A 25,655-nucleotide genomic window follows, 5' to 3' on the forward strand; every position below is an offset into this window, starting at 1 on the left:
ACCGTCTTTGATGCTTAAGCCAGCATTGTTAATGAGCGTATTACCAAGCGTGACTGAGTCGAAATTAACGTCTTTTTTAGTAGCAACTTTGTATTCTTTGCTACCATCTGCATTGGTGACATCGGTAACTGTGATGTTGTCGCCTTCCACAACGCTAGTTTTCGTACCAGCTCCAGCATTTTTTTCAATTGCTTCTGCGATAGAAGTATAATCATTACCAGCGACATTAAATGGCCCAGTTAACTTGCCATTATCACCTACAGTAACGCCACCACCAATAATATCTGCAGCACTATTTGCAACATTACCCAATACCACATTGGTTCTGTAAAGTTGGCTACCATTAATACCATCAGTACTTGTAGCACTAATATGACCAGCCGCCACATTTTTAAGCTGACGTTCAGCTCCAGCAGATCCTAAAGAAACTTGATCGCCCGCCTGACTTGCAGCACCAGCAAATGAACCAAATTTTATGCCATCAATGGTTGCTTCTATTTCTTTTGTTGCATCGGTATCTGTATTTGATTTTGAACCAATTGCGACAGCATTCGTTTTTGTTACTTTAGAGGCATTACCAATAGCAACACCACTACTTTTTTCTACTCTTGAACCAAAGCCTAAAGCTGTTGATTCTTTTGCATTGGCAGCAATAGAAGAGTTTGAGCCCAAGGCTAAACTTTTCTCAGCACCACCTTCAACAGATGCCTTACGGCCAATCGCGACAGTATCCCCAGTATTATCACCAATTTTAGAAGCAATACCGATTGCAACACCACCGTCAGAATTACCTGAATTGGCTTTAGCACCAATCGCAACTGACGCATTATCTACATCCGTTTGCGCTTGATCGGCAATTGCCCCTGTGCCAATAGCAACACTGTGCGCCCACGCCCAAGTGTCATTACCAATGGCAACACCACCTTTGTCATCGCCACTATTTGCATTTGCATTACGGCCAATGGCAATACCGTCATTGATGACACGTGAATTTTCACCGATGGCAATACCACCTTGTTGTCCAGTACCAGCAGCAACATTAGCAGAACAGCCAATTGCAATTGAGGTTGTGATGCTGGTCACTGCTGAACCACAATTTGGATCAGATATAGCAATAGAATAAGCTGAAGAATCATCACCATTGCCTACTTTCACCGCATATAGTTGTGGTGAAAGTGAAAGTAAAGCTGCAGCTAATAGACTTAAATTAATCGTTTTTTTTGTTTTCACTATGGTTAATTCAGTACTAGAGCTTGCAACCGCTTTAATACGAGTTGACGAATGCCCTTTCGCTGTTACTAGCTCAGAAACGGCAACCCATGCACCGATTGAAGCGTTCCAAATTACTTTATAAATTTTATTCACACCAACCCGCCATTGTGACATGAGTCACATTAATAAATAATAAAGAGACAAAATCTACAGAAGGTGGGCATTATATTCATTTTTTATAATTTATCTATACTTGAGATATAATTTTTTAATCTTTTTTTTGCATCAAAGCTATTTAATCCTTGGAACTGCCAAGTTAAAGCTGGCTATGAATACCATCAAGTCCATAAACCAGATCTTTCATATAACGGATATTTTGTTAATTTTAGGAATGCTTAATCAAAATAAAATATGCAGTTCAAATCATAGAAGATCATGAGCATTTAAAATTCATTCTGGAACATTTGGGATCCAATGAAATTCTGGGGATAATTAGTACCAAAAAATAAATTTTTAAACGATTCATGCTATTGATTTTAAATATATTATTTCCATATTTGCATTGTATTAAAAAAACTATCATTTAACTCAAACCAGGCAAATAAATATTATATTTCGGGGTGAGATTATTGGAGATTTTAATAAAAATAAACGAGATATTGATGACTGTATTTTCAAAAATTGCATTTTAAACAATCAATTTAAAACCTACATAACAGTATAATAAAATCGACTCTTCCTCGAATCAGTGCTGATTTTAAAGCTAACAATTCACTCTGTTTAAAATAAATACCTTATAAAAAATAAAAGCCGATCACATGATCGGCTTTTATACAGTAAGTTATATTTATCGCGCCATTAACGCTTCAATCTCTTCTACCGACTTCACCACTTTCGCAGTCAAATTCAGTGGACCATTTTGGGTTGCTACGATGTCATCTTCAATACGAATACCAATACCACGCCATTTCGCATCGACAGTTTCATCATCAGGTGCAATGTACAAGCCTGGTTCAACAGTCACGACCATGCCTTCTTCATAGGCACGCCACACACCATCTTGCTTATATGAACCAACATCATGCACGTCCATACCCAACCAGTGCCCTGTACCATGCATATAAAACTGACGGAAACTTTCCTTTTGGATAATCTCTTCAATATCACCTTGCATAATCCCCAGATCAAGTAGACCTTGGACTAAAATGCGCACAGCAACATTATGTGGTTCTTTATACGAGTTGCCTACACGCACTGCGTCAATTGCAGCAAGTTGTGCATCGAGAATTACATTATAAAGAGCTTTTTGCTCAGGGCTGAACTTTCCATTGACGGGGAAAGTACGGGTGATGTCTGAAGCATAATATTCATATTCACACGCTGCATCGATCAGCACCAAATCGCCATCTTTTAGCTCTTTATTGTTCTCTACATAGTGCAAAATGCAAGCGTTTTCACCACCACCGACAATGCTGTTATACGACGGCACACAGCCATTTTGACCAAATACATAATTCAGCTCAGCTTCTAGAGCATATTCCATCATGCCTGGCTTAACAGTTTGCATGGCACGAATATGAGCTTGTGCAGAGATATTAGAAGCCGTTTGCATCAATGCAATTTCTTGTGCTGATTTAAACAAACGCATTTCATCTAAAATACGATCGAGCTGTATCACTTGTGCAGGTGCAGCAGTCCCACGACGTGACTCACCATTGGCCGTCGTGATCCATTTTGCTACGCGCGCATCAAATTCGGGCTGTTGCCCAATACGATAGAATAATTTTTCTTTGCTTAAGAGTTTTTCAATGATTTCTTCATCTAACAAATCTATCGCATACGCTTCGTCAGCTTCATAGTCATCTACCGCGCCATCCACACCTGCGCGATAACCATTCCAGATTTCCATCTCGCGATCACGTTCACGGCAGAACAAACTGTAGCTGTAACCGTCTTCATCGTCTTCGGCAAAAGTTTCAATGACCGCCACGGCTTCGGGCTCAGCAAAACCCGTTAGATAAAAGAAGCTGCTATCGGTACGGTATTTATAGTCCGCATCACGATTACGCATAGCCACTGGACTGGTTGCAATAATGGCAATACTGTTCGGACCCATTTGTGCAGCCAAACGGTCACGGCGTTCCTGAAAATCCACTTGCGTTAGTTTCATGTTTGATCTGTCTTTTTATACCAAAGAATAAAAGTGCCACGCGCACCCTATCATGTACGCGTAGCAAGTCTTATGCCAATCAGCTTGGGCGATGCGGCGTAAACATTTCTACAACATTGTTCGCTTCTGTTACAGAACGATCGATTTGTTGCTTGTTATGAAAGTGTTTAAGCAGCGAACTTTCATCAACCGCAATCTTTTTGCGGCCTACAGATAAGCTCACAGGAATTAAACGTACAAACTCGTATAACTCTTGATAACTCTCTTCACCCTCTTCGTCATCATCGGTTTCTTCAAACTCAACTGCCGCGACATCTTGTAAATGTTCGATCAGTTCCATTTCATCTGGGCGAATATGACCAGACGCCAAACCAAAGCCCAGCACTACGCCTGCGCACCAATCCGCCAAAGCTTGTACACGGTCTGCCAGCGTATGAGTGTCATCGGGAAGTAACGGTAAATAGTCCAATTCATCGTCAGAAAGTGCATGTGCGACATCTTCTGCTTCATCGGCTAACAAAGCCAAAGCTTCTTCACTTAACTCTGGAATTTCCAAAGTCGTGAGGATGTGTTGCCACTCTTCACGGCTCGGTGCCTGAGTTACACAAATGATACCCGTGAGTAAACCATGTAACTCACTTGGGCTAGAAATCTCTTCAATTTTAGAAAAATTTGGCTGCCATTCTGACCAACCTGAAATATCGTCTTGCATTCGTTTATCCAATCTCTATACTTCTTATATATTACCTTTGTTTGCAGCACTGTGCGACCACGATATGTTAGAAGAATTACAGCGTCTACAGGCGCATATTGGCGTTTTAAAAACGCGACTTGCTCATTTTGAAAGTGAAAATAGCACTTTAAATGCAGCTAAACTGGATGCTGAAGAACAGCACCGTTCTCAAGTTGTGCAAAAAAATAGCTTAATTACCCAGAAGCAAGAACAAATTGACGATTTAACTGAGCAATTAAGCAGCGCTCAGACCCAATATCAACACTTAAACACTGATGCGACTGCTTTGGCCGATCGTTATAGTCGTTTGGAAAAAAGTTGTACGGATTTAAAAAATCGCTTTCAGGAAATCTTGGCTGAACGTAATGAATTACGTGCAATTAAAGAAAAAATGAACAATGATCAGCGTCAAGCTCAGCAAGAAATCCAAGCACTTCAGCAAGAACGTGAAAGATTGTTACAAAAAAATGAGCATGCCAAAGCTAAAGTCGAAGCCATCATCCAACGTTTGGCTGTTTTAGGCACAGAGCAAGATCATCACGCGCAAGAAATTCAACAACTTGCCCACCCTACTGAAGCTGGCGAGGAAGTTTAATCATGAGTGAACCAATTACTGTTGAATTACGTGTCTTAGGCCATAGCTTTCGTTTAGTCACAACGGAAAAAGAAAAAGCTGACCTTGAACGTGCAGCTCTGCTTTTAAATGATAAATATGATGAATTTCGCCGTAAAGCGCCACGTGTAGAACCCAGTAAAATTATCATTATGGTGGCACTAGAGTTAATGCAAGAAGTGTTGTCGATGAATAAAACACTGCAAGAGTATGCACACGCAGAACGATTACTGGCAAATATTATCGATGACGTTGCGGAACTTGTTTAAACTCGACTGAATTGAATAAAGTATCAACACTTACTTCAGTTGTTTACAGTTCGTAGCGGTGTATGAGTTGCCATCAGCGTGAGATTCGTTATACTTAAGGCAACTCTGAGGTGTTCGCCAGCGGGTCTATTCCCCTGCCGATACTTAAACTTATGGATGTGTTCTGTATATTTAGAGTGTATGCCCACTTTCATGTGGGAAACCCAGCAAGTATACGTCGCGTCCACCTTGAACTCATCGGGTTCAGGGTAACGACACATGCAGCGGCATCTTCGGAGTACTTTATTTAGTTAAAAATAATAATTACATACATCGCTAATATTCTTTAATTTTTATTTTTCAAGTTTATCGTTTTCATCTTGTCTCCGAGCTACAGAACAAAATGATTATTGAATATCTCTATCTCGTTAAATAACGTTTTATTGGACTATTCAATCTTTATCGAACCATTTTTCTACTTCATTTGTCCATAAGACAAAGCTAACTAGCCCTCAACTTTTAAGCATTTCCAAATGAAAAACCCGACTTAGCTGAATGCTGCATCAGGTTCATTCACATGATTAAATTTTTTAGCAAATCGATCCAATAATATGCTCTGCGTGACAGGTCTCCCCTTGCTGAACCGTCAATTGAATCACTCCGCTTTGATGCGCAAGTACAGGGACTTCCATTTTCATGGCTTCCATAATCGCCACCACTTGCCCCTCTGCGACCTGCTCCCCGTTTTCTACCTTCCAAGCGCTAATTACGCCATTGATTGGAGCGAGTAAGTGTTCAGCACTCACTGCTGTTTCTGTAGCTGGTTGGTCTTGAGACGTCATTGTAGGGTTTTGTGCAAACATACCCGCAGGTAAGCCTAAACGATGTAATTTCCCATCAATTTCAATATAACTGAGTAACATTGGCTGTTGATGATTCGGAATACTGCGTTTCGTTGGCTTTAAGTCCTGTTTAAAATCATTTTCAATCCAACGAGTATGGACATTAAATGTGTCGGTAAAATCAGCTTCATTTAATACAGCACGATGAAAGTCTAAAACCGAAGCAACACCTTCAATTTTAAATTGCTTCAGCGCACGTTTAGCGCGAGCGATCGCAATTTCACGGGTTGGGCCTGTGATAATCAGTTTTGCCATAAGCGAATCAAAATGACTCGACACCAAAGAACCAGTACGAACACCTGTGTCTACGCGTACGCCCTGGCCAAATGGTGCTTCAAATAAACTCAATACACCAAATGCAGGAATGAAGCCACGAGCAGGGTCTTCAGCATTGATACGAAACTCAATGGCATGCCCCTGCGCTTTCGGGGTTTCTTTGATTGAAAGTTCATGGCCTTGAGCCACGCGAATTTGCTCAACCACCAAATCGACTTTGGCCGTTTCTTCCGTGACAGGATGTTCCACCTGCAAGCGGGTATTTACTTCTAAAAATGAAAGCTTTCCATCACGGCTTAACAAATATTCAACGGTACCCGCACCGACATAGTTGGCTGCCTGACAGATATTTTTGGCTGAAGTTAAAATTTCTTCATAAATTGCATCGCTGATAAAAGGCGCTGGGGCTTCTTCAACCAACTTCTGATTACGACGCTGTAGCGAACAATCACGTGTACCTAAAACCACTACATTGCCATGTTGATCGGCAATCACTTGCGCTTCGACATGGCGAGGCTGATCTAAGTATTGCTCAACAAAACACTCACCGCGGCCAAAAGCGGCTTGTGCTTCACGTACAGCCGAATCATACAGCTCTTTTACATCTTCCAGTTTCCAAACAACTTTTAAACCGCGACCACCACCGCCAAAAGCGGCCTTAATCGCAATAGGTAAACCAAACTGCTTTGCAAATTCGAGAGCTTCATCAGCATTATTTAGGGGGTCTTGTGTGCCTTGAACTAAAGGTGCACCCACTGAAGCCGCTATCTTACGTGCTTCAATTTTATCACCCAACTTTTCAATAGCATTCGGTGGCGGCCCGACCCACTTTAAGCCTGCATCAATTACGGCCTGAGCAAATTCTGCACGTTCAGATAAAAAACCATAACCTGGATGCACCATGGTCGCCTTGGATTTTTTAGCAACCTCAAGAATGGCTGGAATATTCAAATAAGTTTCACGTGCCGTTGCACCCGCCAGCCCCCATGCTTCATCCGCCAGTTCGACATGCATACTATCCATATCATCATCGGCATATAACGCAACTGAGCTAATACCCATATCGCGGCAAGCATGAATAATACGAACAGCAATTTCACCACGGTTTGCAATTAATAATTTTTCAGTAGTCATCATTCATTCTCAAAATCTGTAAATTCGGTCATTTTTTTAAATTTGATTTGGCAACCTGCTGGAATCTGCGCCACCAAGTCCCAATGGTGCTTCGCCACAGCCGCAATCACGGGGTAGCCACCAGTTAAAGGATGGTCATTCATAAACAATACAGGCTGTCCACTGGGTGGAATCTGTAAGGCACCAATACAAGTTCCCTCACTTTCCAACTCATGGGTAATTTTGCGTTGCAACGGCTGCTCACCTGAAAGTCTCAGTCCAACCCTATTACTTTCATTGGTCACAAGCCAAGCTTGCTGACATAAGCGCTCAATGCTCTCTGCTTCGAACCAATCCGTTCGCGGTCCCATCACAATGTCGAGCTCTACTACATCGCCGACTTTGGGCAAGTGTAACTTCGCAATTTCGGTATTACTGATATTTGAAACTTCAACCTGTCCTTGATTAACCGTATCCCCCATTTTTAGAGGTTCTGGTCCTAATACAGCCAAACTATCAAATGAGGCGCTATTCAGCACAGGCTGTACGTCGATACCACCACGAATCGCCAGATAATTTCTTAGCCCTGCCGTCGGTGCTTGAATCTGAAATTCATCACCTTCATCAAGGGCAATCGCTTGATAACTCTCAAAGTCAGCCTTTTGGCCATCACTAAATTTCACGTGGATGTTTGAAATTGCTCCCGTAACCGCAATGACTGCGGACTGATGCATTTTGGCTTTCAAACCACCATTTAAAATTTCAATCACAGGCGTCGGAGTTGGGTTACCGACAATTCGATTTGCACTGTGCATCGCCGATACATCCATCGCCCCTGCAACACCAACCCCAATCTTGGTCTGGTTAAAACGCCCTTCATCTTGGATCAGCATCTGTAAACTCGGTGCTGTTACCGTAAACACAGGCATGGAGTGTTTAGGTTCAACTGTACGAGTGACTTGCTGTGGTACACTAACCGTGGTCGGTTGATGTGTAACATCTTCAAAATGGACCGTCATCCCCGGTAACAGTAGCGCTGGATTTTTACGTTCCAAATCCCACATTTTTGCAGCAGTCGTACCGATCAGCTGCCAGCCCCCCGGACTATCTTTCGGGTAAATCCCTGAATATTGTCCTGCCAGTCCCAAAGAACCCGACGGTATTTTTTTACGTGGCACAGCTAAGCGAGGAATATCTGTAAAAGGTCGATCGGGACTGCTCATATAAGCAAAGCCCGGCGCAAAGCCAATAAAAGCCACATTCCAAACACTTTGACGATGCTTCAAAATCACATCCGCAATTGAAAGCCCTTGTAACGCTGCAACTTGAGCAAGATCTTCGCCCGTATAGCAGATAGGAATGATCAGCTCTTGGACATTACGCTCAACGCCTGAACCGATTTTTACAGTCTGAATCGAAGCAACCAGTGTTTTAAAGGTGGTCTCGATTTCATTAAAAAATACCAAAATCGTTTTTGCAGCAGGGACTAAGTCTTTAATTCCATTCAATTGCATCGTGTGCAATTTATTGTACAACGCCAATGTTTCCTCTAGGCTGTCGAGCTCTATGAGAAAACAATCCGCGTTTACCGATAAAAAACGCATGTGCCTATCCTTTTTAATTGTTCTTTCGTGCCGCTTAACCCATCCATGCACGATCAGGAATGTCGGTAATCAACATATGACCGGGAGCATGGCTTATGGCAAAAGGAATTTTTGAGTTCATCACCGCTGCTTGTGGGGTTACACCACAAGCCCAAAATACTGGAATTTCCCCAGCCTCAATACGTGAAGCATCGCCAAAGTCTGGCTGATTCACATCACGAATGCCTAAACCTTCAGGATGTCCAATATGTACAGGCGCACCATGCACACTTGGCATCCGTGCTGTAATTTTGACGGCATCCGCGATTTGATGGGATGGAATTGGGCGCATAGAAACCACCATGTTGCCCGAAATACGCCCCGCAGGCTGACATTGAATATTACTCAAATACATCGGTACATTGGTCTGATCATGGATATGACGAACTTCAATACCTGCTTCTTGCAATGCGGTTTCAAAAGAAAAACTACAGCCTATTAGAAACGTCACCAAGTCAGGATGTGCATGATAAATGTCACTCGCATCGGTTACTTCATCGACCATTTCACCCTCTTTCCAGATGCGATAACGTGGAAAGTCGGTGCGTATATCTGAGTTTTCTGCCAGTCTTGTGGCATAAACACCTTCTTCTAACACATCTAAAACAGGGCAGCTTTGCGGATTGCGATGTGCATACAGTAGAAAATCATAAGCCCAATCTTTAGGTACCGAAATCATATTGACCTGCGTCATGCCCGCAGCCATACCCGCCGTTGGTTTGTCAAAGCCTGCACGGATTTTTAAACGTGCGGCTAAAGCGGCTTCAAGCTGCGCTGAATCGACTCGGATATCCTTATACATTGCGTACTTCCTCATGCTTTAATACAAAGGGGCGAATTTCAATATGATGATTTAGCAGTTCAGCTTTAATCGCAGCCGACATCTCTAAAGCACCTGCGGTGTCACCATGTAAGCAAATCGTGTCCGCTTGAATCGGGGTAAATACACCATCAATCGAGTCAACGCCGCCATTTTTCAACATAGACACCACACGGCGTGCCACAAAGGCTGAGTCATGCAAAACAGCCCCGTCCAAACGACGTGAAACCAATGAACCATCACTGTTATAAGCACGGTCTGCAAATGCCTCGGATACAACCTTTAAGCCTGCTGCACGTGCTTGCTCAACCAAGTTGGAACCTGCCAGTGCCACCAAAACCAGTTCTGGGTTATACATCTTGATAGCATCAATCACCGCAGCGGCCTGAGCGTGATCATGTGCAATGGTGTTATACAGTGCGCCATGTGGTTTCACATATTGCACGTGAGAACCAGCCACTTTGGCTAAACCATCTAGTGCAGAAATTTGATACAACACATCGGCAATCAGCTCATCACGTGACACATCCATATTGCGACGACCAAAACCGACGAGGTCTGGATAAGATACATGCGCGCCAATCGCGACATTTAATTCAACAGCCTTACGCAGTGTTTTTAAAATCCCCAGCGGATCTCCTGCATGAAAGCCACATGCAATATTGGCACTGGTTACAACAGGTAGAATTTGGTCATCATTGCCCATTTTCCATGAACCAAAACTTTCACCTAAGTCACTATTTAAATCTACAAACATGGCTTAATTCCTTTATCACTTCACCGTCGTCTGGCTTAAAGTTTGGTTAAATAATTAAAGACTGTGGTAAAGGACATATAGCCCATCCACCATGTCAACATACATGTGAGTACACCCAAAATAAGTAACCATTTTGGATAGTTATAATTCCCCATCATATCTTTACGGCAAGCGGCAACATAAACAAAAATCGTTAAACCAATCGGCAATACTAAGCCATTAAAGCCACCAACGAAGATCAACAGTCCAGCAGGGGTTGCGCCCAGTACGACATACAGCAATAACGCTAAAGAGATAAATGTAATGGTGGTGTAATTGCTTTGCTTTGGACTCAGGTTTTTCTTAAATGCGGTAAAGAATGAAACCGAAGTATAAGCGGCGCCAATGGTACTACTGATCCCTGCTGCCCAGAAAATCAGACCAAATAATTTATAACCGAAAGTCCCTGCGGCATATTGAAAAGCTTGCGCTGCTGGATTGGCATCATGGCTGGCTAAATCAATACTTGCACCACTCACCACTACACCCAAGAAAGCTAAAAACAGCACATAACGCATGATGCCTACAACCACAATACCTTTGGTTGCAGCTCTTGCGACTTCATCAATATTTTCAGGGCCAACCGCACCTTTATCCAGTAAACGATGGGCGCCTGCATAGCAGATATAGCCGCCGACCGTTCCACCAACAATCGTGGTGATGATGGCAAAATCAATCTGATCGGGTGCAAACGTTTGATGAACTGCTTGGCCCACAGGTGGCATCACAATGACAGCAACAATGATAATCAAGATGATTTTGAGCAACCCCAAAACGATCATGCTTTTATCCATCGCCAGCGTGGCTTTTCTTGAAGCAAAAATTAAAATGGCTAAAGCACCACTTAAAATGCCGCCCCATTTAGTGTCCAAACCAAATAATGCATTGAGACCTAAAGCCGCGCCTGCAATATTACCAATACTGAAGAAGAAGCCACCCAAAATGACCAGAAAAGCCAGTAAGTAACCACTGCCCGGCAAAGCTTTATTGGCAATATCCGAGGCACGCATTTGCGTCAGTGTTACGACACGCCAAATATTTTGCTGAACCACATAATCAATCAAAATAGACACGAGAATGGCAAAGCCAAACGCCGCACCCAATTTCACAGTAAAGACCGCGGTTTGAGTTAGAAAACCAGGTCCCATGGCGGAGGTTGCCATCATGAAGATTGAAGCAACAATGGCCCATTGACGATCTGATAAAAAAGAAGATTTTAATAAAGACATATTTAATGCGTTCCTCGTCCATTTGAGCTTAATAACGCTATTTTCAAGTTGAACCAAGAACATCATTTTGCTTACAAATTCTGTTCTTAAGTCCCTTTAACTGACAAAGATTCCCTGTTGCCCAACCAAAGCCATGGCGGATCAAATCTTCTATTTGAAATAAGAACATAGGCAAGCGCGATGAACAATACGACTTTTTACATCCATTATTAAAACTAAATAACTGTATTTTATCATTTTTTTACTTATTAAAAGTCTAATGATAAATTTTACTTATCACGCACGATAAGCTGCTTTTATAGTTTTTCAAACAAATTACGTATTGAGATAAAGAAACATCGCTTGTCAAAAAGCTACGTACGCCTCAATTATTTTTTAATTTTCTCAAGCAGTCTTTTCATTGCGCTTTCAGAAACAGTGACTGCGACATCGGTTAATTTCTCTTTCAAGGCAGCATCATTTCCTTGCATATAAATCGAGGTGAAATGAAAGGTTTTGAGCTGGATCGGGGTATTTAAAATTTCCAAGCGACCATCGGTAATTTCCTTTAAGGCCGTTAAGGTCGGCACAACGGCGATCCCCAAACCTTGCTCCGCAAGACGCAATAAGGTCGCAAGCGAATAACTGGTAATTGAAAGCGGCTCGTCTAGTGCCTGCTCTTTCATTTTGGCCTTGAGCTCTTTATAGGGATAGGTAATTTTCGGATAGGTTAAAATGGTGTGAGACATCAATGCCTTAAACGACATTTGACCCACACCACCTTTAAAAGATGGAGCTGCCAAGAAGCTCAGTTCAAAGTCACACAGCGCCTGCTCTACACACTCGAAAGCCAAAGTCGGCCCCAGCAAAAAAGCCATGTCCAAATCCCCGGTACGTACACCTTCTTGCAAATTTGGGGTTAAATCCACCACAATTTCCACAGAAACTTTAGGAAACTCTTTTTGTACTTTTTCGATATATTCAACCAACCACGTATAAACGATGGTCTCGGAAACACCTAAACGAATTGTTCCTGTTAGATGCTGGTTTTCAGTCAGCTCAGCCACCAAATCGGTTTCTAAACGCATAAACTTTTCAGCATATTTAAACAGGGTCATGCCTTTATGGGTGGGTTTAAGCTGTCGAAAACTGCGATCGAGTACTTTAAAACCTAAATCATTTTCAAGAGAGGTGATTTTTTGTGAAACAGCAGGCTGGGTCGTTTGTAATTTTGTGGCAGCCTTATTGAAACTATTTAAAGTCACAACCCAATAAAATGCTTCTAGATTTTTTAAATTCACCCTGAACCCTGCCTTTACTCCATCCCGCTTATAGTACGGCAGTTACTACTATTTTTTAAGTTCCTGTTTTATATAATTTCAAAATGACTCACAAGATGACGCTCATTAAAACTCTACCTCTTACCCAAATACATCTATTTTGTATCTATTACAACCTTACTCGGTCTAACCTGTTCAAGGCTCTTTAAATTAAGTTGAATCAAAAAAGACGCTTGTAAAAAGCAATCTTTATTCGCGCTGCGCTTTATTCCATCACGAATCATCATAAAAAAAGCACCTTTGTTAAAAAGATGCTTTTTTAAAAACTCAACTTAAAAAGAGACCGTAAAAATCTAAAAGCGCTTATTTACTCTTCTGTAAACGTAAAGCATTTAAGACCACGGACAGTGAGCTCAGTGACATGGCCACCGCAGCGAACATTGGGGTGAGTAATAACCCTGTTATTGGATAGAAAATTCCTGCTGCCACAGGAACACCTAAGCCGTTATACACAAAGGAAAAAGCAAGGTTCTGTTTCATATTACGAACACTCAATTTCGCCATATGTAGTGCATCGGCTGCACCACGAATGTCGCCTTTAACTAAGGTGACTTGCGCGGTTTGTTTAGCGATATCAGTTCCGTTCCCCATCGCAATACCCACATTGGCTTGAGCTAAGGCTGGTGCATCGTTAATGCCATCTCCCGCCATCGCGACAATCATACCTTGGGCCTGATATTTCTTTACAATATCCAGTTTTTCAGTTGGCGTACAGTTGCCATAGACTTGCTGAATACCCAATTCCTGAGCCACCAACTGGGCATTTTGTTCGTGGTCACCTGTTGCCATGACCACTTCAATACCATCATCAATCAACTGCTGGATGACTTGCTGAGCATTGGCCTTAATCGCATCGTGAATAGCAATATAAGCCAGTACTTCTTGGCTATTACTTAAGAAACTGATCACATTGCCTGTCGCACGCTGCTGGTTCAACTGACTTTGCAAAGTATCATCTAAAGTGATGCCGAGTTGCTCAAGCAGCTTTTGACTACCAATATAGAAGGTTTGCTCGCCAATCTGACCTTTGACACCAAAGCCAGTCACATCCTCAAAGTCTGCCACTTTAAGCAATTGCTGTGCAGGAACTATTTGAGTCAAAGTCTGTGCAATCGGATGACTTGAATACTGCTCAATCGAGGCAATCCACTGTTCCGCTTGCGCTTGGTTTACATTTGGGCTGAGCAACTGAATTTCTTTCAGGCTTGGTTTACCTTCAGTCAAAGTCCCTGTTTTATCGACAATCAGCGTATTCACTTTACTTAAAGCTTCAATCGCCTCCGCATCTTTAAACAGTACCCCTTTTTGTGCCGCACGACCGGTGGTGGCCATCACTGACATTGGCGTCGCCAAACCCAGCGCACACGGGCAGGCAATAATCAGTACCGCCACCGCACACATCAGTGCCAGATCAAATTGCGCACCACCAAACACCATCCAAGTGGCAAAGGTCAATACACTAATCAGTAACACCACAATCACAAAATACTTGGCAAACACATCTGCCAAACGTTGTAACGGTGCTTTAGAACGCTGTGCTTCTGCCACCGTCTGAATCATTTTCGCCAAAGTGGTATTTGCCCCAACCGCCGTGGTTTGTATCCGAATACTACCTTGTTGATTGACCGTCCCGCCGATCACCGTGTCATGCACTTGCTTTTTCACAGGCACAGGTTCACCGGTCATCATGGCTTCATCGACATAGGTTTTGCCTTCAACCACCACACCATCCAGTGGAATCTGCTCACCCGAGGAAATTTGTAAAATATCGCCTTGTTTGACCATACCAATATCAACTTCAACCACTTGATCATTTTGAACCAACTTGGCTGTGTTGGCTTGCAGTTTGAGTAAGGCTTTGAGTGAATCTGCTGTCTTGGCACGTGCTTTCAGCTCCATGATTTGACCAAGCAAACTTAAAGATACGATCATACACGCGGCTTCAAAGTACACTGCAACGCCGTGCCCAGTTTTGGCTTCCATTGGAATCACACTTGGAAAAATCGTTGCCACCACACTATAGATATAGGCGGCTAACACTCCAACACCAATCAAGCTCCACATATTTAAGTTACGGGTTTTATACGAAGTCCAGCAACGTTCAATAAAGGGTTTACCTGCCCACAGCACCACTGGGGTCGCCAGCACTAGCTCAATCCACGGCTGAATATGCGGTGAAATGAAACTGTGAATATGTGAACCCATCGCCAGTACAAACACGATCAACGTCAGTGGTAAGGTCATCCAAAAGCGATGGCTAAAATCGACCAACTCAGGGTTCGGTGCATCATCTAAAGTCGGTTGCATCGGCTCGAGTGCCATACCACAAATCGGACACGTCCCCGGCCCTTTTTGTACAATTTCAGGGTCCATCGGACAGGTATAGTCCATATCCGCAGCCCCTTCAGGCACAGGACGCTGATCAGGTGGAATCAGATAAAACTCAGGATCCCCTTTAAACTTATCTAAGCAGGAAGGATTACAGAAATAATAAATCTGTTGCTGATAATCCGTTTTTAACTCTGTATTTGGGTCAACCGACATGCCACAAACTGGGTCAATAAACTCAGCTGATCCAGATGGAGCATGATGTTCATGTTTTCCTCCACCACAGCAGCTACTTTTTGCAGCTTCTACTTTCGGCTTGGGTACACAGCAACTGGCTTTGGTGTCTGGTTCTGTTTGAGGCTTAGGCTCACAACAGGATGCTTTTTTCTCTGCCTCTTTCGGAGTTGAACCACAACAGCCCGCAGTAGAAGTAGACACCGATACTGCATCTTCAGCCTTTACATAAGCCTCTGGGGTTGCAATAAACTTTTGCAAACATTTTTCACTACAAAAATAGTAGTCCTGTCCCTGCCATTCGGTATGCGGTTTAGTTAAATCTGTTACGGTCATACCACACACAGGGTCAATAAATGTGGTCTTCTCTGCATCTGACACAGGTTTTGATCCGCAACCACAACCTTTGGAAGTAACTACAGCACTTTCCTCTTTCCCCTGAGATGAAGCATCGCTTATATCTGTTTTGGATTGACTACAACAAACACTGGGCGCTCTTTCTGATGTTAAGTAAGCCTCTGGATTGACCGAAAATTTCTTTAAACAGCCTGAGCAACAAAACAAATAACGAACTGATTGATACTCATACACATGAGGGGAGTCCTCTGCGACCGTCATCCCACAGACAGGATCGATATTCACCACCATCGGCGCTAATTTCTGTTTGGAACAGCAAGACGTTTTGTGTTGCTCACTCATTCTGACTCACCTTTTATTTTTTGATTGTGTTAGCATAAAGTCTGTACCTAGGTACTGAGTCAAGCCTTTTGGAGATTATTTTATGCTCACTATCGGCAAGCTGGCAAAACACTGTCAGGTGAATGTGGAAACGATTCGTTATTATCAACGGATTGGTCTGATGCGCATTCCTGAAACCACGCAAAACTATCGCTACTATAGTCAGCAAGATATTGAAACGTTGAGCTTTATACAAAAAGGCAAAGATGCGGGCTTACAGCTCAGTGAAATTCAAGATCTATTGCATTTGCAACTGGATGACCGAGAAAAAGTCCGTGATGTGATTCAGCAACGACTGGAAAAAATTGATCAACGGATTCAAGAATTAAATGCACTGAAACAGCGTCTTTCAACTTGGGTGGATGAATGTAAAACCACCACTGACAGTTGCTGCCCAATTTTGCAAGAACTGAAAAAAGGTTCAACGACTACGCCATAAACAGATACCATCTTTGAAATTTGGCGCTCACTTTCACACTCACTATTTCGATACTCAGGACTGCGTTCACCATGTCGATTGAACTTGCCAAACTCAGAAAACAGCTTCGCAAACAACGCAGACAAGTTTCCGCCTATCAACAGCAGCAGTCCGAACTGCAAATTTTACAACGTTTAAGACGTGTGCCCGAATTTAAACATGCCACCCGTGTCGGGATCTATCTACATGCTTTTGGGGAAATTCAAACCCGTAAAATCATAGAATATTGCTTTCATCAAAAAAAAACTGTGTATTTACCAATGATTTGCAATATGAATCAGCACTTGGTGTGGGTCAAAATTTCACGTCATCAATTTCAAAATAAACGCTTTTCTCACCATCCGTTGGGTATGCAAGAGCCTATGGCAACACGTGGTCAGCACGTTTCACATTTAGATCTGCTACTCATGCCCTTATTGGCGTGTGATCCTTATGGCACACGGATTGGCATGGGCGGTGGTTTTTATGACAAAACCTTAGCATCTGCGCCCTACCACCGCCCATTTCGTCTTGGTTTGGCTCATCACTTCCAGTTGGTGCCACAGCGCTTGATTCGAGAAACATGGGATCAGCCTTTAGATGGACTGCTGACCCCTCAACAACATTTACGCTTCAAGCGCTAAAATTGACATTTTTGACTGTTGTGAATACTTTAAAATCACATGTTTAGTCATTTTTTATACAATTTATTTTGACCTGCCCTTGTATTTTTTAAAATACCCATCACTATAAAAAACATGGCAACACCGTTGTCACTCATTAGGAGTGCCCATGTCTGAAATTATTATGAATCAAGAAACCTTAGAGCCTCAGGTTCCAAGTGTATTACCACTTTTAGCGTTACGTGATGTGGTGGTGTATCCACACATGCAAATCGCGCTATTTGTAGGTCGTGAAAAATCGATCAATGCAGTTGATGTGGCTCGTAACAGTGACAATCTAGTATTTGTAGTTGCTCAGAAAGATTCTCTTTCAGAAGAAATTGATCACGACAACTTATATCAATACGGTACTGTCGCGAAGATTGTGCAAGTTGTGAATCATGAAAATGATGAAAACTGTATAAAAGTATTAATTGAAGGCTTGCATCGTTCAAAGCTAGAAAAAATCATTGATGAAAATGATTATCTAACCGCAGAACATGCGCTTAGCCCAATGTCAGTCCACATTGACGAAACAACGCAAGAAACACGTGTTCAAGAATTACGTGCCCTGTTTGCTCAATATGCTGAAGCAAAGTTGCGCAATGCACGTGAACTGATTGCTGCTGCGAACAAGATTGACGATTTACTGCAATTGTTATTCTTCGTAGCGACCCGTGTTCCCCTGAATATTGATGTGAAGCAAAAATTCCTCGAACACGATGAGTTTGAAGCACATCTACAAGAACTGATGACGTATTTATTGCAACAATCTGAAGAACAACAGATTGAGCAAACTTTACATGACTCAGTGAAGCGCCAAATGGAGAAAAATCAACGCGAATACTTCCTCAATGAAAAGATGAAGGTCATTCAGCGTGAGCTTTCTGACATGAATGGCGGCGCGGAAGATGACGTTGCTGAAATTGAAAAACGTCTTGCTGAAGCTGATTTGCCTGAACACGTGCGCAAAAAAGCTGAAAGCGAATTCCGTAAGCTTAAAGCGATGCAACCTGCGTCTAGTGAAGCGGCTGTGGTGCGCAATTATATCGAGGCTATCTTAGATACGCCTTGGAATAAAGCCAGCAAAGTCAGCATTAACTTAAGCAAAGCGCAAGAAATTCTCGATGCAGACCATTACGGCTTAGATGACGTGAAAGATCGTATTGTGGAATATCTCGCAGTTCAATCTCGCGTGAAAAAACTCAAAGGCCCAATCCTTTGTTTGGTTGGTCCTCCAGGTGTAGGTAAAACTTCACTGGGTGAATCGGTTGCGAAAGCGACAGGTCGTGAGTTTGTACGTATGGCACTCGGTGGCGTACGTGATGAAGCTGAAATCCGTGGTCACCGTCGTACCTATATTGGTGCGATGCCGGGTAAAATTGTGCAATCTTTAACGAAAGTTGGTGTGAAGAACCCATTGTTCTTGCTCGACGAAATCGACAAGATGGCACAAGACTACCGCGGCGACCCTGCTTCTGCATTGCTTGAAGTACTCGATCCATCACAGAACAGCAAGTTTAACGATCACTATTTAGATCTTGATCTGGACCTGTCTGAAGTGATGTTCATCTGTACTGCCAACAGCATGAATATTCCAGAAGCATTGCTTGACCGTATGGAAGTGATTCGTCTACCGGGTTATACCGAAGATGAAAAAGTGAATATTGCTGAGCGTTACCTTGTTCCGAAAGCAATGAAAAATAATGGTCTACGTGCGAAAGAATTGACTGTTCATGAAGAAGCGATTCGTGACATCGTGCAACGTTATACACGTGAAGCTGGTGTGCGTAGCTTAGAACGTGAAGTCTCTAAAATTGCCCGTAAAGTGGTAAAAGAAGCGGTTAGCAAAAAGGCGAAAAACCTGCAAGTTGATGTGACTTCGGCCAATCTTCCAGACTACTTAGGTCCACATAAGTTTGACTTTGGTATGGCGGAAGATGAAGCTCAAGTCGGTCGTGTTAACGGTTTAGCGTGGACTTCAGTGGGTGGTGAGTTGTTGACCATTGAAGTTGCAGCGGTCAAAGGTAAAGGTAAATTCATTACCACGGGTTCACTCGGCGATGTAATGAAAGAGTCGATTACCGCTGCTATGACTGTCGTGCGTACCCGTGCAGATGAATTGGGTATCGAGTCGACACGTTTCGAAGAAACCGATGTTCACGTCCACTTACCAGAAGGTGCAACACCGAAAGATGGCCCATCTGCAGGTTTAGCGTTAACAACTGCATTGGTTTCTGCTTTCACAGGCATCCCAATTCGTCCAGATATTGCCATGACAGGTGAAACCAGTCTCGGTGGTCGTGCAATGCGCATTGGTGGCTTGAAAGAGAAACTTCTGGCTGCACACCGTGGTGGAATTAAGCTGGTCTTCATTCCTCAAGACAACGTCCGTGATTTATCTGAAATCCCTGACAATGTTAAAGAAGGTTTAGAGATTAAAGCGGTGAAATCGATTGATGAGATTTTACCACTGGCGTTGACATCTATGCCTGAGCCTTTGGTCAAAGCACCAATTGTGAAAGCGGTCGATGAAGGCAAAAAAGCTGCACGCCACTAATTCCGCATCGTAAAAAGAGAGAGCTTCGGCTCTCTTTTTTATTACAATTTACTGTAGATAACACCACACATCTTTATGCTTTTATTTCCTACAATAATTTGATCAAGGGATACATGTAGGACAACTAAAATGAAAAACCCGATTGGCTGGTTTGAGATTTATGTGGATGACTTATCTCGTGCCAAACAATTTTATGAATCTGTTTTTAACATTCAATTAACTGAATTAACGCCACCAGCGGATGATAATTCACTGCAAATGTGGGCTTTCCCCTCAGACATGCAAGCCTATGGTGCTTCAGGTGCACTGGTGAAGATGCCAGGCCTATCCGCAGGAGGAAACAGTACCTTAATCTATTTTTCATGTGATGATTGTGCGAATGAAGCGAGCCGGCTTGTTGAGTCTGGTGGAAAAATTCATGAAGCAAAAACTGCCATTGGTGAATATGGTTTTATAGTGCTGGCCTTTGATAGCGAAGGAAATATGATTGGCCTACATTCCATGACGTGAAATAGATGAAGCCCCAAATTTTCACTTAGGTTGTTTGAATTTTTGTATTAAACCTTTTCCTCTATCATCAATCAGACTTGAAAAATCGATAAAAAGCCCGATATAAATAATAAGAATAGATACGCGCTGTATATTTCTTTTTATTGATGATTTGAAATTGCATGGTCATCTGATTCTCCAGACGGATGACCTTTTATCGCAGTTCTCGCTACTTGGGAACTGCGTTTTTTATTGCTCAAAATACATTAAGGTTTCAATAAATGCTGTACCAACCCATCGATCACATTCGCCATTTTGGTCAAATTCAACGTTGCTAAGCGGTCTGCTTTGGTATGGTAGTGACCATTTCGATAAAATGCGGTATCGGTAATCATGACTGCGGGAATATCAAACTCCCAATAATTCAAATGATCTGAAAAATCAAAAGCATTGGCAAAGCTCGGAGCAACCAAACGCTGACATTCTAACTGATCAAGTTGCTGCATCGCTGCACAATAGCCTGCGCCTAAATCACGTGAACTGACATTACTCACTGTCGCAATAAAATTACCATGGCTTGGATAAATCCACTTTAAGCCCACAGGATAGCTTTGGATGGGTTGTTCGCTAAAGAACCCGATCATTTCTAAAATATACACACCTTTAATCTTATCTTTTTGTAACTGAATCGATTTCGCATGCACATAACTGCCCATTTGTTCAGTTTTAGAAAACGGTGGTTCTTCTAAACTATAGAACACAAAGTCCACATTATTGGGTAGTTTAGCCTTTTGCTCGGCCAAAATACGCGCCGTTTCAATCACGCCGGCAACACCAGAGGCATTGTCATCTGCACCATCTTGATCGCCAAAGACGTCATAATGCGCCCCGACAATCACGCGGTCTGCACGTCCGACGTTTAAACTACACACTACATTTCGGTAGATTTGCTGATTGGCAGTAAAGTTTTGATAGTGACATGGAACGCCCAATAAGCGCATTTGTTCTTTGATCCATGCAGAGACACGGTTCAGTTCATCAAGGTTTTTATAGTTACGTGCTTTACCCTGACCAATCACTTGCTCCAAATAGACTTGTAGGTTTTGTTCATCAGCCATTTTGGCGTTGCTTGCAAATACCTGCCCTGTGAAAGTACCCAGTACAACAATCAACAAAAAAGCCTGTTTTTTTAAAGTTTTGAGCCACATTGTTATTATTCCAAGTATTTCTTATTCCTCTCATCTGTTGAATTAAGCAACATTAGTTCAGTGAATTCAATTGCATTTTGTTTCGTCTCACTGCAAAGCCTTGCTTTCACCGTTATAATGAATCGTCTCCTTATACATGACCCATTATGAAAATCCGTATTCTGACCATTGGTCAAAAAATGCCTGCATGGGTACTGACTGGTTTTGAAGATTATTTCAAACGTATTCAACCTTTTGTGCAAACGCAGATTATTGAACTGCCAATGACAAAGCGCGGTAAAAATGATTCAGAAGCAGATATTTTAAAATACCGTCAAATTGAAGGTGATAGCATTTTAAATGCAATGAAAGGCAACGAAGTACTGATTGCTTTGGAAGTCGGTGGTCGTGAGTTTAGCACCGAAAAACTGGCAGAAACCATGAAAGGATGGATGCTTGAAGGCAATGATATTGTACTGGCAATTGGTGGGCCTGACGGTCACTCTGAAGCAGTACGTAAAGCAGCTGCTTGGCATTGGTCTTTATCCAAACTGACTTTACCACACCCGATGGTTCGCGTGATGCTGATTGAACAGCTTTATCGTGCTATGAGTATTAACCATAATCACCCTTATCATCGTGCAGGTTAAGCTCAAGTATTGTTCTTTTTTTGGAACAATACGTTGATATTTCCCCCATTACACAGATGATAAGAATCTGACAAAATCCTTTTCATCTTCCCTTATTAGGCTTTCACAATGAACTTACAAACGCTACCCGGCTTATTCATTTCTCATGGCTCACCCATGCTTGCGTTGAATCCAGAGCAAGTTGGGCCTGCGTTGCATCGTTTGGGCCTAAACTTACCGACACCACAAGCAATTGTGATTATGTCCGCTCATTGGGAAAGTAACTCACTTGAAGTAAGTACTGGAGTCCGTCCTGAGACATGGCATGACTTTCGAGGCTTTCCTGCTGAGCTTTATGACATTCGCTACCCAGCACCCGGTCAACCTGTTCTAGCTGAAGAAATTCTACATTTATTGGCAGAAGCGGGTTTTTCAGCTCATGCAAACAGTACCCGTCCGCGTGATCATGGCGTTTGGATGCCTTTACTCCATCTGTATCCCGATGCAGACATCCCTGTGGTGGAAATTTCACTCCCGATGAATCTGTCGGCAGAGGAGATTTATAAAATTGGACAAACCCTTGCGCCACTTCGCGAGCAGCAGGTCTTGCTCATTGGCTCAGGGAGTATTACCCATAACTTAGCCGAATTGTCTTGGCATGGTCAGTCACAAGCTGTACCTGGGTGGGCGTCAACGTTTCGTAATCATGTGGTCGCAAAACTTAGCCATCAGGACTTTGACGCTGTTTTAGACTGGGAATCGATTCCTTTTGTCCGTCGTAACCACCCAACGTTGGAACACTTTGCACCAATATTTTTTGCGATGGGTACAGGTCATCGTTTTAATATTGTGCATAGTAGCTTTACCATGGGTGCACTAGGCATGGACATTTACCGTTTTGATTAATGTATAAATTTTACTTATATATTAACAAAAAAATATTTATGGATACATTTTGAAACCCAAAAGAACTGAATGTATCCATTCTTTTAAAAAGAACATCGGATATCATGTATCTTGTTATTTTAAATCAAGAACTTGTAACCCATGAAATTAAAATATTTAGCGATTGCCCTTTTCCCTCTCGCACTGGCTGCTTGCCAATCATCTGATATTCAAAAAGTAGGAGATTTGGCTGTGTCTGTACTACAACAACAAAATGCAGATCAAACACTCGCAAACTATCATTGGAGCGCGAACACCGCAGATGCGCCTAAACCTTTGGTTTTAAACTTTGACAAAAAAGCAGGTCGCTTAGGCATTGCAACCAGTTGTAACGGTATGGGGACTAGTTGGAAAGTTGAAAATAATCAAATTGTGACGGGTAACCTGATGGCGACTCAAATGGCATGTGAACCAAAAGCCATGGCTCAAGAAGGTGTCGCAGCAGATTTATTTGACAACCGTAAAGCACCGTTTGTTTTAAACCTAAATGATCCTGATGCACCAACACTAACCGTGGTATCGGCAAAAGGTGAAAAAATTGTATTCACAGGTAAGCAAACTGCTGAATCGAAATATCAAAGCCAAGGTGAAACTGTTTTCTTAGAAATTTCACCAGAAACCAAAACATGTTCTGCAGGAGTTGCCCGTATGGAATGCCTACAAGTTCGTGAAATTAAATATGCTGAAAATGGCGTAAAAACACAGGTCGATAAAGACTGGACGTTATTCTATAACCATATCGATGGTTTCACCCACAATCCGAAAGAGCGTCAAATCGTACGTGTTAAACGTTATGAAATTGCCAACCCTGCGGCTGACCAGTCAAAATATGCTTATGTTCAAGACATGATTATTGAACGTGAAGCAGTAAAAGGTTCATTGTAATCGTTCAATGACCTAGAAAAAACCGAGGCCTCAAGCCTCGGTTTTTTATTGGGAGTTTTCTAAGTGTACAAAACTTAGAATACGCCTTGAGCAAGCATTGCATCTGCAACTTTTACAAAGCCTGCAATGTTGGCACCATTTACATAGTTCACAGTACCATCTGCTTGTGTACCGTATTTCACACAGTTACGGTGAATTTCTTTCATGATCGCATGTAAGCGCTCATCGACTTCTTCAAAAGTCCAACCCAAACGCAAAGCATTTTGTGACATTTCTAGGCCAGAGGTCGCAACACCACCCGCGTTGGATGCTTTACCTGGTGCGTATAAAATTTTCGCTTCAACGAATTTTTCGACTGCATCTAAGGTAGAAGGCATGTTCGCCCCTTCAGCGACACAAATTACTCCATTTGTAAGGAGTACTTCAGCATCTGCCTGATCTAACTCATTTTGAGTTGCACATGGCAGTGCAATATCACATGGAATAGACCATGGACGCTGACCTTCTAAGTATTCAAAGCCATGCTTAGACGCAAACTCAGAAATACGACCACGCTTTACATTTTTCAGTTCCATCACTTCAGCCAGTAAAGCATCGGTAAAGCCTGCTTTCACATATACTGTACCCGCAGAGTCAGACAATGAAACGACTTTCGCACCTAGGTACATTGCTTTTTCAGCTGCGTACTGTGCTACGTTACCAGAACCAGAAATCGTGACTGTTTTGCCTTGGAAGCAGTCGCCACGGGTTTTCAGCATTTCTTCAGCAAAATACACTGTGCCGTAGCCCGTTGCTTCAGGACGCGCCAAAGAACCACCAAAGGTTAAACCTTTACCCGTAAACACAGATGAAGTGTCATTGCTCAGCTTCTTCATCATGCCAGCCATATAGCCCACTTCACGGCCACCCACACCAATATCACCCGCAGGGATATCCGTATTTGAACCTAGGTGACGGTATAGCTCAATCATTAGCGCTTGGCAGAAACGCATAATTTCGCCTTCAGACTTCCCCTTAGGATCGAAGTCTGAACCGCCTTTACCACCACCCATTGGTAGTGTCGTTAACGCATTTTTAAAGGTTTGCTCAAAGCCTAAAAATTTTAGGATCGAGAGATTTACCGATGGGTGAAAACGCATACCGCCTTTAAATGGACCAATCGCCGAGTTGTATTGAACACGGAAAGCACGATTTACATGCGTTTGACCTTGATCATCCACCCATGAAACGCGGAATTGAATCGCACGCTCTGGCTCAACCAAACGCTCCAGCAAACCGTGGTCTGCATAACGAGGATTTTTTTCAATGAACGGCCAAAGGCTGGTCATGACTTCCTCTACCGCTTGTAGAAATTCGGGTTGATGTTCATCACGTGTTTTCACGTAATCTAAAAACTCATTAAGGCTGTTATATTTCAACGCTTAATCCTCAGCAGAAAATGGATCAAAATTGGTCAAATTTTATAAA

20 protein-coding genes, 1 other RNA gene and 1 pseudogene are annotated in these 25,655 nt (G+C 42.5%); 10 read left to right on the forward strand and 12 right to left on the reverse strand.

Annotation, left to right across the window (positions count from 1 at the left end; all coding sequences use genetic code 11):
• The 3 genes from KVY11_RS02475 to KVY11_RS02485 all read right to left on the reverse strand — a co-directional run.
• Nucleotides 1–1,386 (reverse strand): ESPR-type extended signal peptide-containing protein (locus KVY11_RS02475; RefSeq protein WP_256350565.1); only part of this gene is annotated, 1,386 nt, incomplete at its 3' end.
• A 673-nt stretch (nucleotides 1,387–2,059) separates the two neighbouring features.
• A complete protein-coding gene (gene pepP / locus KVY11_RS02480; RefSeq protein WP_218287996.1) occupies nucleotides 2,060–3,382 on the reverse strand; it encodes a Xaa-Pro aminopeptidase in 1,323 nt (440 codons plus the stop codon).
• A gap of 79 nt (nucleotides 3,383–3,461) precedes the next feature.
• Complete coding sequence (locus KVY11_RS02485) at nucleotides 3,462–4,094, reverse strand: UPF0149 family protein (protein ID WP_218287997.1); 633 nt, start codon at nucleotides 4,092–4,094, stop codon at nucleotides 3,462–3,464.
• A gap of 64 nt (nucleotides 4,095–4,158) precedes the next feature.
• Here KVY11_RS02485 and KVY11_RS02490 point away from each other — a divergent pair, with 64 nt between their 5' ends.
• The 3 genes from KVY11_RS02490 to ssrS all read left to right on the forward strand — a co-directional run bounded on the left by KVY11_RS02490 (nucleotide 4,159) and on the right by ssrS (nucleotide 5,280).
• Nucleotides 4,159–4,710 carry a hypothetical protein gene (locus KVY11_RS02490; protein WP_183173965.1) on the forward strand — a complete coding sequence of 184 codons (552 nt, stop codon included), beginning with the start codon at nucleotides 4,159–4,161 and terminating at the stop codon, nucleotides 4,708–4,710.
• A 2-nt stretch (nucleotides 4,711–4,712) separates the two neighbouring features.
• Nucleotides 4,713–4,997, forward strand: a complete 285-nt coding sequence (locus KVY11_RS02495; RefSeq protein WP_004694243.1) for a cell division protein ZapA — start codon at nucleotides 4,713–4,715, stop codon at nucleotides 4,995–4,997.
• A 99-nt stretch (nucleotides 4,998–5,096) separates the two neighbouring features.
• Nucleotides 5,097–5,280, forward strand: a non-coding RNA gene (ssrS, locus tag KVY11_RS02500) — 6S RNA.
• A 286-nt stretch (nucleotides 5,281–5,566) separates the two neighbouring features.
• On the opposite strand, the gene KVY11_RS02505 is transcribed toward ssrS, so the two are convergent.
• The 7 genes and pseudogenes from KVY11_RS02505 to KVY11_RS02535 all read right to left on the reverse strand — a co-directional run bounded on the left by KVY11_RS02505 (nucleotide 5,567) and on the right by KVY11_RS02535 (nucleotide 16,335).
• Nucleotides 5,567–7,288: a biotin carboxylase N-terminal domain-containing protein gene (locus KVY11_RS02505; protein WP_218288204.1), complete on the reverse strand. Its 1,722-nt coding sequence runs from the start codon at nucleotides 7,286–7,288 to the stop codon at nucleotides 5,567–5,569.
• On the reverse strand, nucleotides 7,288–8,871 hold the full coding sequence (locus tag KVY11_RS02510; RefSeq protein ID WP_218287998.1) for an urea amidolyase family protein: 1,584 nt from the start codon (nucleotides 8,869–8,871) through the stop codon (nucleotides 7,288–7,290). The genes KVY11_RS02505 and KVY11_RS02510 overlap by 1 nt, the downstream gene beginning before the upstream one ends.
• A gap of 34 nt (nucleotides 8,872–8,905) precedes the next feature.
• The gene (locus KVY11_RS02515; RefSeq protein WP_151836205.1) at nucleotides 8,906–9,712 is read right to left on the reverse strand and encodes a putative hydro-lyase; all 807 of its coding nucleotides are present in this window, start codon (nucleotides 9,710–9,712) and stop codon (nucleotides 8,906–8,908) included.
• Nucleotides 9,705–10,487 (reverse strand): LamB/YcsF family protein, encoded by a 783-nt coding sequence (locus KVY11_RS02520; RefSeq protein WP_218287999.1) that lies wholly within the window; start codon nucleotides 10,485–10,487, stop codon nucleotides 9,705–9,707. The genes KVY11_RS02515 and KVY11_RS02520 overlap by 8 nt, the downstream gene beginning before the upstream one ends.
• A gap of 35 nt (nucleotides 10,488–10,522) precedes the next feature.
• A pseudogene (locus KVY11_RS02525) lies at nucleotides 10,523–11,777 on the reverse strand (NRAMP family divalent metal transporter).
• Nucleotides 11,778–12,123: 346 nt separating this feature from the next.
• Nucleotides 12,124–13,035, reverse strand: coding sequence for a LysR family transcriptional regulator MumR (gene mumR / locus KVY11_RS02530; RefSeq protein ID WP_004694273.1), 912 nt, complete (start codon nucleotides 13,033–13,035; stop codon nucleotides 12,124–12,126).
• Between the two features lie 342 nt (nucleotides 13,036–13,377).
• Nucleotides 13,378–16,335: a heavy metal translocating P-type ATPase gene (locus KVY11_RS02535; RefSeq protein ID WP_218288001.1), complete on the reverse strand. Its 2,958-nt coding sequence runs from the start codon at nucleotides 16,333–16,335 to the stop codon at nucleotides 13,378–13,380.
• Between the two features lie 82 nt (nucleotides 16,336–16,417).
• Between KVY11_RS02535 and KVY11_RS02540 the strand changes: the two genes are divergently transcribed.
• The 4 genes from KVY11_RS02540 (at nucleotide 16,418) to KVY11_RS02555 (ending at nucleotide 20,563) form a co-directional block, all read left to right on the forward strand.
• Nucleotides 16,418–16,813: a MerR family transcriptional regulator gene (locus KVY11_RS02540; protein ID WP_218288002.1), complete on the forward strand. Its 396-nt coding sequence runs from the start codon at nucleotides 16,418–16,420 to the stop codon at nucleotides 16,811–16,813.
• Nucleotides 16,814–16,884: 71 nt separating this feature from the next.
• The gene (locus KVY11_RS02545) at nucleotides 16,885–17,475 is read left to right on the forward strand and encodes a 5-formyltetrahydrofolate cyclo-ligase (protein ID WP_218288003.1); all 591 of its coding nucleotides are present in this window, start codon (nucleotides 16,885–16,887) and stop codon (nucleotides 17,473–17,475) included.
• A gap of 148 nt (nucleotides 17,476–17,623) precedes the next feature.
• On the forward strand, nucleotides 17,624–20,053 hold the full coding sequence (gene lon, locus KVY11_RS02550; protein ID WP_148826423.1) for an endopeptidase La: 2,430 nt from the start codon (nucleotides 17,624–17,626) through the stop codon (nucleotides 20,051–20,053).
• A gap of 129 nt (nucleotides 20,054–20,182) precedes the next feature.
• Entirely contained in the window at nucleotides 20,183–20,563 is a 381-nt protein-coding gene (locus KVY11_RS02555) for a VOC family protein (RefSeq protein ID WP_004980894.1), read from the forward strand.
• Nucleotides 20,564–20,808: 245 nt separating this feature from the next.
• On the opposite strand, the gene KVY11_RS02560 is transcribed toward KVY11_RS02555, so the two are convergent.
• The gene (locus KVY11_RS02560) at nucleotides 20,809–21,750 is read right to left on the reverse strand and encodes a M20/M25/M40 family metallo-hydrolase (protein ID WP_218288004.1); all 942 of its coding nucleotides are present in this window, start codon (nucleotides 21,748–21,750) and stop codon (nucleotides 20,809–20,811) included.
• Nucleotides 21,751–21,896: 146 nt separating this feature from the next.
• Between KVY11_RS02560 and rlmH the strand changes: the two genes are divergently transcribed.
• The 3 genes from rlmH to KVY11_RS02575 all read left to right on the forward strand — a co-directional run bounded on the left by rlmH (nucleotide 21,897) and on the right by KVY11_RS02575 (nucleotide 24,188).
• The gene (gene rlmH / locus KVY11_RS02565) at nucleotides 21,897–22,379 is read left to right on the forward strand and encodes a 23S rRNA (pseudouridine(1915)-N(3))-methyltransferase RlmH (protein ID WP_218288005.1); all 483 of its coding nucleotides are present in this window, start codon (nucleotides 21,897–21,899) and stop codon (nucleotides 22,377–22,379) included.
• A 108-nt stretch (nucleotides 22,380–22,487) separates the two neighbouring features.
• Complete coding sequence (locus tag KVY11_RS02570; protein ID WP_218288006.1) at nucleotides 22,488–23,264, forward strand: dioxygenase; 777 nt, start codon at nucleotides 22,488–22,490, stop codon at nucleotides 23,262–23,264.
• 141 nt (nucleotides 23,265–23,405) lie between these two features.
• Nucleotides 23,406–24,188 carry a DUF4377 domain-containing protein gene (locus tag KVY11_RS02575; RefSeq protein ID WP_218288007.1) on the forward strand — a complete coding sequence of 261 codons (783 nt, stop codon included), beginning with the start codon at nucleotides 23,406–23,408 and terminating at the stop codon, nucleotides 24,186–24,188.
• Nucleotides 24,189–24,262: 74 nt separating this feature from the next.
• On the opposite strand, the gene gdhA is transcribed toward KVY11_RS02575, so the two are convergent.
• Nucleotides 24,263–25,606, reverse strand: coding sequence for an NADP-specific glutamate dehydrogenase (gene gdhA, locus KVY11_RS02580; RefSeq protein WP_183176240.1), 1,344 nt, complete (start codon nucleotides 25,604–25,606; stop codon nucleotides 24,263–24,265).
• Nucleotides 25,607–25,655 lie beyond the last annotated feature (49 nt).

This window comes from Acinetobacter sp. CWB-G5 (assembly GCF_019209785.1).
In the GTDB taxonomy this organism is placed as follows: Bacteria; Pseudomonadota; Gammaproteobacteria; order Pseudomonadales; family Moraxellaceae; genus Acinetobacter; species Acinetobacter johnsonii.

Coding starts and splice junctions, on each gene's coding strand:
- KVY11_RS02535 (WP_218288001.1), bottom strand. CDS start 16,335: ATGAGTGAGCAACACAAAACGTCTTGCTGTTCCAAACAGAAATTAGCG.
- KVY11_RS02545 (WP_218288003.1), top strand. CDS start 16,885: ATGTCGATTGAACTTGCCAAACTCAGAAAACAGCTTCGCAAACAACGC.
- lon (WP_148826423.1), top strand. CDS start 17,624: ATGTCTGAAATTATTATGAATCAAGAAACCTTAGAGCCTCAGGTTCCA.
- KVY11_RS02485 (WP_218287997.1), bottom strand. CDS start 4,094: ATGCAAGACGATATTTCAGGTTGGTCAGAATGGCAGCCAAATTTTTCT.
- KVY11_RS02575 (WP_218288007.1), top strand. CDS start 23,406: ATGAAATTAAAATATTTAGCGATTGCCCTTTTCCCTCTCGCACTGGCT.
- rlmH (WP_218288005.1), top strand. CDS start 21,897: ATGAAAATCCGTATTCTGACCATTGGTCAAAAAATGCCTGCATGGGTA.
- KVY11_RS02505 (WP_218288204.1), bottom strand. CDS start 7,288: ATGACTACTGAAAAATTATTAATTGCAAACCGTGGTGAAATTGCTGTT.
- KVY11_RS02490 (WP_183173965.1), top strand. CDS start 4,159: ATGTTAGAAGAATTACAGCGTCTACAGGCGCATATTGGCGTTTTAAAA.
- KVY11_RS02510 (WP_218287998.1), bottom strand. CDS start 8,871: ATGCGTTTTTTATCGGTAAACGCGGATTGTTTTCTCATAGAGCTCGAC.
- KVY11_RS02560 (WP_218288004.1), bottom strand. CDS start 21,750: ATGTGGCTCAAAACTTTAAAAAAACAGGCTTTTTTGTTGATTGTTGTA.
- KVY11_RS02495 (WP_004694243.1), top strand. CDS start 4,713: ATGAGTGAACCAATTACTGTTGAATTACGTGTCTTAGGCCATAGCTTT.
- pepP (WP_218287996.1), bottom strand. CDS start 3,382: ATGAAACTAACGCAAGTGGATTTTCAGGAACGCCGTGACCGTTTGGCT.
- KVY11_RS02555 (WP_004980894.1), top strand. CDS start 20,183: ATGAAAAACCCGATTGGCTGGTTTGAGATTTATGTGGATGACTTATCT.
- KVY11_RS02515 (WP_151836205.1), bottom strand. CDS start 9,712: ATGTATAAGGATATCCGAGTCGATTCAGCGCAGCTTGAAGCCGCTTTA.
- KVY11_RS02540 (WP_218288002.1), top strand. CDS start 16,418: ATGCTCACTATCGGCAAGCTGGCAAAACACTGTCAGGTGAATGTGGAA.
- KVY11_RS02520 (WP_218287999.1), bottom strand. CDS start 10,487: ATGTTTGTAGATTTAAATAGTGACTTAGGTGAAAGTTTTGGTTCATGG.
- KVY11_RS02570 (WP_218288006.1), top strand. CDS start 22,488: ATGAACTTACAAACGCTACCCGGCTTATTCATTTCTCATGGCTCACCC.